Annotated in this window: 10 protein-coding genes and 1 rRNA gene; 5 read left to right on the top strand and 6 right to left on the bottom strand. The window is 41.6% G+C overall.

What is annotated here, in order from left to right:
* Nucleotides 1-110 precede the first annotated feature (110 nt).
* The 3 genes from LPTSP_RS00055 (at nt 111) to LPTSP_RS00045 (ending at nt 3,302) form a co-directional block, all read left to right on the top strand.
* Nucleotides 111-752 carry a class I SAM-dependent methyltransferase gene (locus tag LPTSP_RS00055; protein WP_108926824.1) on the top strand — a complete coding sequence of 214 codons (642 nt, stop codon included), beginning with the start codon at nt 111-113 and terminating at the stop codon, nt 750-752.
* Nucleotides 753-879: 127 nt separating this feature from the next.
* Nucleotides 880-1,767 (top strand): pirin family protein, encoded by an 888-nt coding sequence (locus LPTSP_RS00050; protein WP_108926823.1) that lies wholly within the window; start codon nt 880-882, stop codon nt 1,765-1,767.
* A gap of 119 nt (nt 1,768-1,886) precedes the next feature.
* Complete coding sequence (locus LPTSP_RS00045) at nt 1,887-3,302, top strand: Kelch repeat-containing protein (RefSeq protein WP_245915417.1); 1,416 nt, start codon at nt 1,887-1,889, stop codon at nt 3,300-3,302.
* 49 nt (nt 3,303-3,351) lie between these two features.
* Here the strand turns inward: LPTSP_RS00045 and LPTSP_RS00040 are convergent, their stop codons facing one another.
* Genes LPTSP_RS00040 through LPTSP_RS00020 form a run of 5 tightly spaced genes read right to left on the bottom strand, consistent with a single transcriptional unit; the run spans nt 3,352 to nt 8,576 of the window.
* Nucleotides 3,352-4,737, bottom strand: coding sequence for a PP2C family protein-serine/threonine phosphatase (locus LPTSP_RS00040; protein WP_108926821.1), 1,386 nt, complete (start codon nt 4,735-4,737; stop codon nt 3,352-3,354).
* A 14-nt stretch (nt 4,738-4,751) separates the two neighbouring features.
* Entirely contained in the window at nt 4,752-6,140 is a 1,389-nt protein-coding gene (locus LPTSP_RS00035; protein ID WP_108926820.1) for a class I SAM-dependent methyltransferase, read from the bottom strand.
* A gap of 3 nt (nt 6,141-6,143) precedes the next feature.
* Nucleotides 6,144-6,515, bottom strand: coding sequence for a hypothetical protein (locus LPTSP_RS00030; protein ID WP_108926819.1), 372 nt, complete (start codon nt 6,513-6,515; stop codon nt 6,144-6,146).
* Nucleotides 6,512-7,042: an ATP-binding protein gene (locus LPTSP_RS00025; RefSeq protein ID WP_108926818.1), complete on the bottom strand. Its 531-nt coding sequence runs from the start codon at nt 7,040-7,042 to the stop codon at nt 6,512-6,514. The genes LPTSP_RS00030 and LPTSP_RS00025 overlap by 4 nt, the downstream gene beginning before the upstream one ends.
* A 58-nt stretch (nt 7,043-7,100) precedes the next feature.
* On the bottom strand, nt 7,101-8,576 hold the full coding sequence (locus LPTSP_RS00020) for an adenylate/guanylate cyclase domain-containing protein (RefSeq protein WP_108926817.1): 1,476 nt from the start codon (nt 8,574-8,576) through the stop codon (nt 7,101-7,103).
* Between the two features lie 767 nt (nt 8,577-9,343).
* Here LPTSP_RS00020 and LPTSP_RS00015 point away from each other — a divergent pair.
* Complete coding sequence (locus LPTSP_RS00015) at nt 9,344-11,203, top strand: PP2C family protein-serine/threonine phosphatase (protein ID WP_108926816.1); 1,860 nt, start codon at nt 9,344-9,346, stop codon at nt 11,201-11,203.
* On the top strand, nt 11,175-12,638 hold the full coding sequence (locus LPTSP_RS00010; protein WP_108926815.1) for a PilZ domain-containing protein: 1,464 nt from the start codon (nt 11,175-11,177) through the stop codon (nt 12,636-12,638). The genes LPTSP_RS00015 and LPTSP_RS00010 overlap by 29 nt, the downstream gene beginning before the upstream one ends.
* 242 nt (nt 12,639-12,880) lie before the next feature.
* On the opposite strand, the gene LPTSP_RS00005 is transcribed toward LPTSP_RS00010, so the two are convergent.
* Nucleotides 12,881-13,007: ribosomal RNA gene (locus LPTSP_RS00005) — 23S ribosomal RNA — on the bottom strand; the annotation flags it as partial.

Below are 13,007 nucleotides of genomic sequence, written 5' to 3'. Positions count from 1 at the left end.
TAATGTAAAATTTTACGATCACCTCTTTTTGAAGTGACTGGAGAACAGTAAGCAGGCTTGATGTTTGAAAAGATAGATCTTATTCAACTATCCATAGGCAAATTTTGTAAATGAAAACCGCTCCATGTTATTCTAATAAAGATTATTACGGTTATTTCTACATCGATCTAAGTGGAAAAAAAGTTTTAGACATAGGTAGCTCAATCGGGTCATTTATGAAATCTAAAAAATTCCGACTTTCTAACGAAGAATTAGCAAAAGCAAAAAAATATACTTCGATGGATATCAATCCTGCCTCGGGAGCGGATATAATCGGGGATGCACATACATTACCCTTCAAAAACCAAGAAATCGATATCGTTCTTGCAAATAATGTCATCGAACATTTTTACGATCCAAAAAGAGCAGTATCCGAAATGTATAGGGTATTAAAGAAGGGTGGTGAACTTTATTTCACAATTCCGTTCATGTATCCGATCCACGAAGCTCCTCACGATTACGTTCGTTTCACCAAATACGGTTTACAAAATCTATTTTCAGAATTTAAAAATGTAGAAATTCACGAACGTGGAGGATGGTTTTCCACTACCGCGAATTTTATATATAAACTTTCCCATGCTCTAGATAAGGTTCGGTTAGGCTCTTTTCTGAGGCTGATACTGTATCCTATCCTAACTGTTTGGGTCCAATTAGACAGATTCGATCGCTCTGGAGCCTTTGTTCGTGCCTATTTCGGCAAAATGAACAAATAGTAAGTAATTCGTTTCATAAATACGAGCAATATCCGTTAAGAGGTTTTGCCTTCTGTTTCCGCTTTAAAACTTTTACTCCGGGCAAACTATGTAGTTCCGACCTCGGCAAAATAACAGTCTATTATTTATGAAAAAGATATTATTTACTCAGCGAGCGAATACGCCGCATTGGGTAGGAGACGGTTTTCCAGCAAGGTCCATTTTTAGCTACAACGACATCGGCAAGGATATCTCTCCATTTTTACTCATGGATTATTTAGGCCCTACCGAATTTCCTCCATCTAGATCAAGTCATCGTAGAGGTGTTGGAGAACACCCTCACCGGGGCTTTGAGACAGTTTCAATCATCTACTCGGGAGAAGTAAAACACAGAGATTCCTCTGGTGGCGGAGGCGTAATTCAAGCTGGTGATGTTCAATGGATGACAGCAGGTTCCGGATTGGTCCATGAAGAGTTTCATGGAAAGGAAATCTCCGAAAAAGGGGGCGAATTTCACGGCGTTCAGCTTTGGGTTAACTTGCCTAAAGAACATAAAATGACCAAACCCAAATACCAATCGATCAAGAAGGAAAGTATTCCTACGATTCAACTCCCAAATGGAGCTGGAAATGTTAGAGTAATCGCCGGAGATTTTAACGGAATAAAGGGCCCTGCATCGACTTTTACTCCGATCAATTTGTGGGACATTCATCTTAAGGCCGATCAACTAGTTGAGTTTAAGGTTCCTGCCGATCAAACAGCTGTAGTTTTCGTGGCTAATGGATCGGTGGCAATCAACGAGGATGAGTTAATTGAAGATGTAGAAATTGCAGTTTTAGAAAAAAAGAATGATACTTTTACTCTTAAAGCTACCCAAGATGCGAAACTTTTGTTTTTGGGAGGTGCAACTATCAACGAACCGATTTTTGGATACGGACCGTTTGTAATGAACACTTCAGCTGAAATTGCAGAAGCTTTAAAAGATTATGAAAATGGAAAAATGGGCGTCCTAGACAAACTTGAGGGTTCGGAATAAGGACTCCGTATAACTACGACCTCACACTCCAGATTTAGGTATTAGTACCAATAGAAAATCCCAAGAAATCTATATACTATTACTTATTACCTAATGATTGGGATGTCTTCATGATCTTTATGAAACTAAGTCGAAAAATAGTATATTCTATTTTCTTTATATTATTCTTAACCGGTTGTTCTAATGGAGGCGGCGGTAGTAGCTCTCTTGCTTTATTAGCCCTACTAAGCGGATCTTCCGAGTTGCCTGCAGAATGGACTTGGGTCAGTGGTCGGGCCTTTGATACGTTAGGAGGCGGATACGGCATAGGCGTATATGGAACAAAAGGAGTTACAGATCCTGCAAATTTTCCCGGTGGACGCCAAGACGCAATGCAATGGGTAGATTCCTCGAACAATCTCTGGTTATTCGGAGGAACCGGCAGAGATCCAGGTACAGGTTTTGGAAGATTAAACGATCTCTGGAAATTCGACGGCACCAATTGGACTTGGGTGAAAGGATCCAATACTGTTAATTCTGCTGGGGCTTATGGAACAAAAGGTGTAGCCGCTCCCGGGAATGATCCAGGAGCAAGGGTTAGCGGAACTACTTGGGTAGATTCGTCTGGAAACCTATGGCTATTCGGAGGTTGCGGGAATATTAACAGCGGGGATTGTTATAGCGATCTTTGGAAATTTGATGGAACTAATTGGACCTGGGTAGCGGGACCAAATACCAAAAATACAAACGGAGTTTATGGCACTAAATGTGTAGCGAACTCAGCCAATTTTCCAGGAGGGCGACAAGGAGCGGCGGGATGGATAGATTCATCCGGTACTGTATGGATATTCGGGGCAAATGCTGGCTTAGAGGAATCCTTTGGCACTCCATCAACCCTGAACGATCTTTGGAAATTTGACGGAAGCAATTGGACTTGGGTAGCTGGGCTAAAAACAATAGGAGGACCAGGAGATGGGAACCGTGGAACAATCAATGTTCCTTCTGCTAGTAATCTTCCCTCCTCTCGGGGCAAGTCCATATCTTGGGTAGACTCTTCCGATAATCTATGGTTATTCGGCGGTTCTAGTTACGATGGGGAGTGGAACGATCTTTGGAAATTTGACGGAACCAATTGGACCTGGAAAGGGGGTTCCAGCACTGCCAACGAGACTGGTGTTTATGGTAAGCAAAATATCGCTAGTTCGAATAATATCATAGGATCCAGAAGTAACGGTGCAGGAGGAAAACTTCCGAATGGTAAGATCTGGATTTTCGGAGGATTCGGAGTTGATTCTGCCGGCAACTCAGGACAGTTAAACGATCTTTGGATTTTTGATGGGAAAAAGTGGACTTGGAAAGGAGGAACGAATCTCGTTACCCAAGCAGGCAATTTCGGACCCAAAGGAAAGGCAGGGACAGATTATTATCCTGGAGGTCGCAATGGATCAAGCGGATGGGCCGACTCTAAGGGGAATATCTGGATCTTCGGTGGACAAGGCATTGATGCAAACGGAAATAATGAATTCCAAAACGACCTATGGAAGGTCCGTCCTTAAACTTAAGAATAATCTAAAATGTTAAAGTATAAAAGCTGCAGGTCATTCCTCAGCTTTTTTTCAACAGCAATAAGGTCATGTCGTCACTCTGATCTTTTTCAAATTCCGCCACTGCAGAAAAAATCTCAGTGCCCAGTTGTCTAAGAGGTAAACGTGCATTCGATTCTAACAGTCTAATCAATCTTTCTTCTCCGAATAGATCCTCTGTCTGACTCCGGGCTTCCGTAATCCCATCAGTATATAATAGAACGATATCTCCCGTCGACATCGGTATACGATTGTCCTTCAAAACGGAACCCAGATCATCCACTATTCCCAGCCAAGATCCGTTAGTCGGAATTACTTCCACCTTTTTCTCTTTAGCACGATAAACCATAACATCCATATGTTTTCCGGCGGCTAAAAGATAATCCTCTTCCAATTGAAATAGAACCATCGTCATATAACGATCCGTTCCTAAACGTGCGATATTCTCCTTTATGACTCGATTCGCCTCATGCAATATTTTAGAAGGACAAAGTATCGCATCCTGTTGGACGATCGCCTGAATGGCGGTCTGGGCCATCATCATGATCAGTCCTGATTCTATCCCGTGACCGGATACGTCGCCAATTCCTACCCATTTTTTCCCATTAGGGGCATCTATAATATCGTAGTAATCGCCTCCGACCGAATCGGTGGGGACCATGAGTGCCGCCACTTCGTATTGTCCGATATGATTCGCTTGAGGAAGAAGTGCAGTTTGGATCATCTTTGCTAGTTGCATTTCTCCCCAAAGAGCGTCTCGAGCACGAAGTACATCCCCTCGAGATTCGTCCAAATTGATATTCGCACAGACCAATTCATCTCTCAAAAGATATTCGGATCTGACCAACTTGAATCTTACCCAGGATATGGCAGCAGTGATGATGATGGTGGATCCAAGGAAAAAAAGATTATTCACTAGGATCCTAGGATCGAAAGGAAGATTCTCAAAAGCATTAAATCCAAGATAGAGAGCAAGCACAACTAACCCGTTAACTACGGAATGTATAGGTCTCCAAGAAAGTAGAATGTTCACTGCCATCAACACAAGCATCAAGCCCGCATAATAACTCGAATTGAATCCGCCTAAGTCAACGGTCATCAGCACGATCATTAAACTGATCATCGCAGAAATGATGTAACCATGTAGAGGATAGTAGCTATTAGGACGAGTAAATCGTATCAACAGATATTCTATTATGACTAGGAATGTGGTAGCACCTCTGTAGATCGCAAAACGCAAATGTAACTCAGGAGGCTGGGTATAATAATCCAAAAGTAAAAAGAACGGTATCAGAACGATGCACAACAAAGTAAGAACCTGCATCCATTCTCTTACGATTCCTTGAAGGTATTTTTCGAAACCCTGTCCGACTTTCGAATTGATTATTACATTATCCTTAAGTTGCATACTATTGACCAACTTTACCTATCGGGTGCTCGGAGCTCCATAAACATCTGGCATCCTGTTCCTTCGAAGAAGATACGATTATAGTGTGCCGGAAGGTTTTCCGTCAGTGCCAGCATCTCTTCTTCTGTTCGATGATAAAGAACCCAATCCAGCCAATATTCCATAAATGCTTTATCCGGATTTCGAACATGGAAATTTCCTACAATCAATCTTCCCCCTGGCCTTAATAACTCGAATAATCTGGCAAGCACCGCCTTAGCTACGGGTGGAGTCAGATAGTCGAATAATCCCATCGAATAAATGAAATCGAAATGTCCCCATTCTTTTGCGAGATTCCGGATGCGAAGCATAGAACGAACTGAGTCGTTTATGTAATTAACGTTAATTGAGAATCCCTTCTCCTTCTCCAATCTTTCCACATTGTCCATCGCCATGCGAAGGGCTTCCATATCCTGATCCAATAAAGTAAAATGGACATTTTCCATCTCAGTCACTTCTTCAAACGCATCTCCAATTTCTTCCGCTGGCCCGCATGCGACGGACATTATACGAAACTCGGAATCATAATGACGGTACATCTCGTCTCGGATCTCATCCGAGATCATCTTCCTTCGATTTCGCACCGCATCGGCTGCTGGAATTCGCAAAGGATAACTATGCAATAATCTGGAAAAAATGGTCTTTCCAAAAGGTTGGTTCTCGTAAACCATTCGCATCATCTCATAATCGCCAGCGTATCCTCTAGGTTTTAAATTGGTCCGGAGCATAAAAGCTGATTGAAGAATGAAATCCCAAACCTGTCTTCGAAAGAAGAAACCGTGAGCCTCGTTCTCGTCCTTGGAGAAATTTTTAGTTTGTTCATCCAATTCCCTGACCTTGTCCTCGAAAAATTCAGTGAACGCGATTCCTTCACGATCTAAGATCATCTGATGTAAATGATCCTGAACGGGTCCGGGTTCTTTTCTGAATTTCCGATCTAGATCGTCAAAGAATTGTTTATACACATTCAATTCGAAAGTGAGATTAGCACTGTATTCCTTAAAACGATGGCTTACTTTTTCTTTTTGATTGAGTATAAGCTGGAGATTAAATAACCCAGTATCATAAACAGTTAGTCTACCTTTCCCAATCAGATCTCCTACGTCGATAGTCTCATCCAAGAGCAGAACTCTATATTCCGGTGCAGAAGCGCCGCTCTCTATAGGAAGCATCCTACATCTGCCCAGTTCTATTTTTTTCCCGTCTAGCTCTATAACGAATCCGTCCGCAACGAACGGGACCGCAAACGAGGGGACCTTGGCAAGTCGGATCTGTAGCGAATAACGTGTATGACCGTATACTTGAACGGTCGTAACGCTTCCGTTCGATCGAAGTACGCCGATTATGCTTCCTTCCGCAATCATATACTATTGCCCTACTACCTGGATCCTTCCGTCTTTAGTCTCGAAGATCCTTAAGGCGGAAAAACTCAAGTCCTGCCATTTCTTATCCTTGTTATAGATCAGCCTGATCTTTCCCGATCCTTTCTTTACGGTTTCCAATATTTTGATCACCGGAGTTATTGTAGAAGAGTTCATGTAGTCTAGATGAGTAAAGTCCCATACGACCATCTTGTTCTCGTTCGACCCTCTCTTCATTACATCGGATAACGTAGGTATGATAAACTGACTCGGGTTCCGTTGAACACTTTTGCCGAGCCAACGAACTTCTATAGGATCACCATTTATAATCTCCAGTTGTAGCTGGTCTTCCGAAAAGATCTGACTGTCTGCGTTCATTCTGCAACCACCTGTTCCCTGTATAATTTCGGTTGTAGAGCCGATACATAGAGAATATTGTCTTCATTCACATAGAAATCCAAGATCGCTTCTCCTTCGTAAGCGATACGAATGAGTCCCAAACCGCTTTCATTATTTTCTAAAGGCTGACCTGCTACTAGTTTTAATCTCTCTAGATATGCTTGGAAAGGAGATTGAAAACTTCTGATCCATTGAACGATGGAATCTAATCGTCGTAGATTCTCGACGATCCCGGCAGAAGGGAGAGGGCTCCATGCTTGGACAAGCACCCCATCCTTACCTGCTTCTATCTTAAATGTAAATTCCTGATTTTCGTTGGTGAAATAACCGTATTTAATTGCGTTCTCAAGAATTTCGGACGTGATCATACAAAGTGCATCGGAGGTTTCATCAGTCGACCCTAACCTCTCCAAAAAACTGCGACATTCTTCTCGAGCCCGTTCTATCTCGTCCCAAATCGGACGAAGTTTCATCTCAAGTAATTTAGGCTCATTGATATCGTTCATCTAAATCCTCCGCACCAGGGCTCTTTTCTTTTTTATTTCAAAATGCACGACATTATCCTCATAACATACCGATTGGAAAAAAGACTTCCTGCGGTTCCTTTTTTCCCCTGATCTGAAACTCGCCAATCCTTTCGATATTGATCTCCCCCTTAACGCAGCTAGTTGTAAAAGAATCCAAAAGAATATCATGTCCTGTTGTTTTAGTTAGTGCTTCAAGCCTACTCGCAGTATTGACCGCATCTCCAAGGACGGTGTATTCCATGTGGCGAGAGGAACCGATGTTTCCCGCAAATACATGCCCAGTGGAGATTCCGATCCCCATTGCCACGGAAGAAGTTAGCTTTGGATTCCGATTCGAATTAAACGCTCTGAGATACTCGCGAATTTGTAAGGCTAAGCGAACACAATTAAGAGTATCGTCCTCTTCCGGGAAAGGACAACCGAAAGTGATCAAAAGTCCGTCACCCAAGAGTTTGTTCACTGAACCTCCGTTTGCATATGCGAGATCCATTAAGCCTGTGAATAATTCGCTTAGAAATTCCGCGAACTCGTTCGGTCCCAAAAGTTCAGCTATTCCAGTGGAATTTCTGATATCGCAAAACAACATTGTGGCGCGTACATTCTTACCTTCCAATTCCGCCTGACGTCTATGGTCCACAAGGTAATCCACAAGATTCTCCGGGAAATAACGTTCCAGAAGACGTTTTGCGTGCTCTACGTCCTCGACCCTTTTACTTAGCTCCATGGATTTGGCGTACAACTCGCTGATATCCCTCAGTGTAAAAACACATCCTTGAGAATTTCCGGAGTTATTATGAATGGGAGCAACTGTGCAGATAACCGGAGTATTTTTACCATTCAATCCAGAGAGCATAACGTCCTCGAAAACGGAAGGAATCCTATTTTTGGCAGCTTCCTGAACTATATTTTTAGTGACGGAACCTTTTGCATCACTTAGGTTCATCACCTCATCTACTATCCTACCTCGCGCGTTTTCCTCCTCTACTCCGAGTAATTTCTCCGCAACAGAGTTCAAAAATTTCACCCTATAAATAGAGTCCGTCGCGATAACTCCGTCACCTATGGAACTTAAGGTGGTATTTAACCAAGCCGCATTCTCGCGAAACCGTTTCTCCATTTTATGTTTATAAAGACACATTTCTATCGTGATCTGGAGTTCTCGGACATCGATAGGTTTTAGAATGTATGCGTAAGGTTCAGTTACACGAGCCCTCCTTAGGGAAGCCTCGTCGCTATGTGAAGTTATATAGATTACTGGAACATCCAGAAGTTCCTTAAGTTTGACTACTGCCTCGACCCCGTCTATGAATCCAGTGCCGAGTACGATATCCATTAGCACCAGATCCGGCCTGGTCGCTCTGGCCATTTGTATGGCCTTCTCTCCATTAGCTGCTATTCCAACGGAAGTATAACCAAACTTCTGAAGAATGATCTGGATATCTCGCGCGACAATTCTCTCATCTTCCACGATAAGGATCCGCGAAGTGTAAGATACAGCTCCATTCGCCGCCATTTTGATTACGACCTCCGTAACTCAGGCATCCAATCCGGCTCCACGCTTCGAATATTCTTCCGGCGGGATATTTTTCTTATCACATAGTTTCCACATACCGTGCAACATCCCTCAAGGGACTGTATCACTTATCGATTTACGTATCAATTACACGTTAGACGTCGCAATTAGCGAAGAAGGAAGTTAACAGAGTACGAAGCGATCGTCAATAAGTTATTAAATTAATTTGCGCAATTGAGATTCGAACGGAAAAAGCGATGTGTAAAAATATCTAAAATCTTGTAGCAAAAATTAATACATAATCGGTCACTAAAATTAATGAAGACTAACTACAACCGAGAAGAAAAGTAGAAACAAATCCTATCCACCAAAACACGCAGAGGCATCCATAAAGACAAACTCACAGATCATAAAACAAATATTAAAAATTAATAATATTACGATCAAAAAAAACGACATCCCTCAAATCGACTGCGAACCCACCTATTCTGAAGCAAAATCTGTCCCTAAAAATTAAACCTTGCCCGTCTTTTTCGCTGCGCACAAAAACCGTGCATTCGAAATTTTTAAACTTTTTGCACCGTACAAGACGCAAACAGAATGTTATGCGAACAAGGCCTAAAATAAATTCATTTCAAATCGACTAACACAAACGTTCCAAATAAAACAGATTCCGCACGTTCTTATAAAATATTTATTGACTAACATTGAGGCGCAACTAACGTCTCCCGAATCCTCAAAAATATCATTCATAAAGGTTTCGATTGATGATTCATCAAGAGCAAAGTTTCAGGCGATTCGTCTGGGCACTCGAAAAAAAATGGATCCAAACCGTCTGCATCTTAGGTTTCACCTTGGTTCCTATATTCGGAGGTTTGGATTATTTTATCATTCCGAAAGAATATTTGGACGAGAACCTCGGCTATTTTTTATCGTTGAGAGCCTTCGCTTCCGTTTTCGTATTGATTCAATATGTAATATTACGTTTTTCCAAACCAAACGCTTGGAACACTGTGCACGCGTTTGTCTTTACCTTCGTTGTCGGAGGAATTATTACCTTAATGACCGCACGTTTAGGAGGATTCGAGTCCTCTTACTACGCAGGATTAAACCTGGTTTTGATCGCAGTGAACCTATTCCTACCATGGAACGCCGTTAAAGGAGCATTAAACAGCGGAATCATCCTGGTTCAATATATTGTAGTGAATCTAATCTTCGACAATGACTACAAATTGATTTCGATTATCAATAACTTGTATTTTTTGGCCGGAACCATGATCATTTCTGTCACTATCGCTCATTTCAAATTTAATCTTACTAAATCCGAATTTGAGAAGATGGATGTAATCAGCACCTTAAAGTCTCAGCAAGACGGAGATTATTTTCTCACTTCTCTCGTATTGCAGCCCTTAAGCTTGAATCTTTCCAAAAGTGATATCGTTCCTGTGGAATTCTTCACTAGCCAAAAGAAAAAATTTACGTTTAAAAATTGGACCCAAGAGATCGGCGGAGATATCAGCGTTTCGAACGTTATAACGCTTAAGGGAAGAAGATACGTTGTTTTCGTAAACGCGGATGCTATGGGGAAATCCCTGCAAGGCGCGGGCGGAGCAATTGTTTTCGGCGCGGTATTCCATGCGATGATCCAAAGGACAAAAATGTTGGAAGCGAATCAAAACCAATATCCGGAACGTTGGTTAAGGAACGCGGTCATCGAATTACAAAAGACCTTCGAAAGTTTCGACGGAGCAATGATGATCTCCCTCGTGATCGGGCTCGTAGACGAAGAATCTGGTCTGGTATATTATATAAACGCAGAACATCCTTTTCCGGTATTATATCGGGACGGAAGAGCATCCTTTATAGATTCACAGATGTATTTCAGAAAAATCGGAATGCTGGAGATCAAAAGTAGGTTCTTCGTTAGCTTATTCCAACTGCAACCAGGGGATAAACTGATCCTTGGCTCCGATGGAAGAGAAGACTTGATGGTGTTCGACCCATCCATCGGTGGTAAAAGTATGGTAGAAGACGAAAACTTTTTCCTTCATATCGTTGAACAAGGAAAAGGCGAATTAAAAGGAATAGTCTTAGCCTTAAAGGATTCGGGGGATATAATCGACGATCTTTCTTTGGTGAAAATTTCCTTTGATCCGGCAAACCGAAACGTCGAGTCGGAAAATTCTTTAAGAAATTCGTTTCAAAATTCCGAAAACGGAACATATACCAACGGTCGTAAGCCTACCGAAGATTTAGAAACTCTAAAGGATTTGATATCTTCTTCTTCCAAAAACGGAGATATAGAAGAGTCCATTCGAGTCGCAATGAGGTTGGTAGACGTTTACCCAGGCGAAAGTAATTATTTTTACTTCCTCGCCAAAACTTTCAACAGACATAGAGACTACAAAGAATCTGTGGAACAAGGGGAACGTTTTCGTTACCGTCAACCGGATCATGTGAATAATCTTCTTGTACTTTCCGATTCTTATCGCCGCCTCGGAAACAGAAGAAGGGCAGAACTTCTTCTTAATGAAGTTTTTTCTTTCGAACCCCAAAACCAAACAGCAATAAATCTTTTAGGTAAATTAAAAAATCATAATGGAAAAAACCTCATCAAATCAAATTGACAAAAGTTACGAAAAACTTCTTCCTAAGGAGGAGGTTTTTATTCCAACATATAGCTGTTTCTACAAAATTCATTCCGTTAATAAGGCGGAAAGTTCAGCAAAAGCTTCGTTGGGAGATATCTCCAAATATGGGACCAGAATAATCTGCGAAGAACGTATCTCCGGAGAAACCATACTCGGTTCTGTTTTAGATATGAGTATCTTTACCGATGTCCTACAATACAATCGTAAACTAAGCGGAGTGATCCGTTGGGAAAAAAGATCGGAAAAAGGTTGGGAATACGGGATCCAGTTCGATGAACCGATCCATTTAGATCTGTTTAGGGCGATCCATGATTCGCTAACCGGGATTAAGGTACGTGTAGAATCTGGAGAACCAAAAACTCCCCATCAGAAAGCGTTATCCATAGTATTTCAGACAAAGGAAAAAATCCAAAGTATCCAACCTTTATTATCCCAACTCGAATCCAGCTTAAACGATCATGAATACGCGGTAGGATATAATCTGAAAGAGGAAATATATAAATCTGTATTTCTACTTTTGAGCCCAATTTATAATTTTCTAAAGGAAAAAACGAACGAACTCTATCACGAGCTGGATCCGACCGAGATCAATTACAACTTCTCTTATCTTAGGGAAGAACTACAATGTTATCTTTTTCTGGATCCTTTCGTAAAAAGAGCTACGACAAAACCTTTAGGCTATGCGGGTGATTTCGAGATGATGGACGCAATTTATCGAGATACAAATGAAGGGACCAATCTTTTGGGAAAAAGTCTTCATAAATGTACCTTAAATCTCAAATCCGCACAAGCGGTGTTTCATAGGCAGAACTTCTTTTATAGAACGATCCTGGACAGATTAAAGAAAAAAGAAGATAGACTCTGTGTTCTATCTGTTGCCTGCGGTCCCGCGAGAGAAATGGTTACTCTTATAAACGATGCGGATCAAAGCACATTGGATAAGCTAACGATCTATTTATTGGACCAGGATCCGAGAGCGATCACCGAAGCCAAACACGGCATCCGAATTGCTTTATTAAAAAATCGTAAACAAGTCGATTTCCATTGTCTAAACGTCGAAATCGCAAGATTCGCCGCGAATCCGGGGAAATTTGTCCAGCACACTGGGATCGATATGATCTATTCGGCAGGACTATTCGATTATATTAAAATGAAAACGGCACAGAAGATTTGTACTCATCTGTATTCTATCCTAAACCCCACGGGAGAGATCTTTTTAGGAAATTTCTCTAATGCATCCGACGAGATTGGCATAATGGAAGTTATGGATTGGAGTTTAATCTATAGAAGCGACTCGGAACTTCTGAAGTTTGCTGATACAATCCAAGGTCCCAAAACGACTGGAATTATCGACGATGTACTTCCTCAGAAGTTTTTCTATCTGCTGAAATCCGCCGATTCTAAAAATTAACCGGACTAACATTTATACCGAAATTAACGGTAATTCCCCTCATCAAATAAAAAAGCCGAAGGCTTTCACCATCGGCTTTAAGTGTAGAATTACTTCTACAAACGTTATAACTGCGAATATTTCACACTGTTGCTGATCATCTTGTATGGATGTTCATGTTAGCATCCACTTGGGGTGGATGCTAACGGTTGGCGTTGTTACCATTGAGTAAGAAAGTAAATCTTACTCAATACTTTCGTAATATGGTCAAGCCTCACGAGCTATTAGTATCACTCGACTCAATGTGTTACCACACTTACATCTGTGACCTATCAACCGGGTCATCTTCCCGGGCTCTTCAGGGGGTTGCCCCCAGGGAGATCTTATCTT

The sequence above is a fragment of the Leptospira johnsonii genome, assembly GCF_003112675.1.
Classification (GTDB): Bacteria; Spirochaetota; Leptospiria; order Leptospirales; family Leptospiraceae; genus Leptospira_B; species Leptospira_B johnsonii.
The sequence above is the reverse complement of the archived record's forward strand: the minus strand, read 5'-3'. Positions and strand labels throughout refer to the sequence as shown.

Excerpts from the sequence above, each read along its gene's own strand:
- LPTSP_RS00055 (WP_108926824.1), top strand. The coding sequence starts at position 111 with ATGAAAACCGCTCCATGTTATTCTAATAAAGATTATTACGGTTATTTC.
- LPTSP_RS00050 (WP_108926823.1), top strand. The coding sequence starts at position 880 with ATGAAAAAGATATTATTTACTCAGCGAGCGAATACGCCGCATTGGGTA.
- LPTSP_RS00045 (WP_245915417.1), top strand. The coding sequence starts at position 1,887 with ATGAAACTAAGTCGAAAAATAGTATATTCTATTTTCTTTATATTATTC.
- LPTSP_RS00040 (WP_108926821.1), bottom strand. The coding sequence starts at position 4,737 with ATGCAACTTAAGGATAATGTAATAATCAATTCGAAAGTCGGACAGGGT.
- LPTSP_RS00035 (WP_108926820.1), bottom strand. The coding sequence starts at position 6,140 with ATGATTGCGGAAGGAAGCATAATCGGCGTACTTCGATCGAACGGAAGC.
- LPTSP_RS00030 (WP_108926819.1), bottom strand. The coding sequence starts at position 6,515 with ATGAACGCAGACAGTCAGATCTTTTCGGAAGACCAGCTACAACTGGAG.
- LPTSP_RS00025 (WP_108926818.1), bottom strand. The coding sequence starts at position 7,042 with ATGAACGATATCAATGAGCCTAAATTACTTGAGATGAAACTTCGTCCG.
- LPTSP_RS00020 (WP_108926817.1), bottom strand. The coding sequence starts at position 8,576 with ATGGCGGCGAATGGAGCTGTATCTTACACTTCGCGGATCCTTATCGTG.
- LPTSP_RS00015 (WP_108926816.1), top strand. The coding sequence starts at position 9,344 with ATGATTCATCAAGAGCAAAGTTTCAGGCGATTCGTCTGGGCACTCGAA.
- LPTSP_RS00010 (WP_108926815.1), top strand. The coding sequence starts at position 11,175 with ATGGAAAAAACCTCATCAAATCAAATTGACAAAAGTTACGAAAAACTT.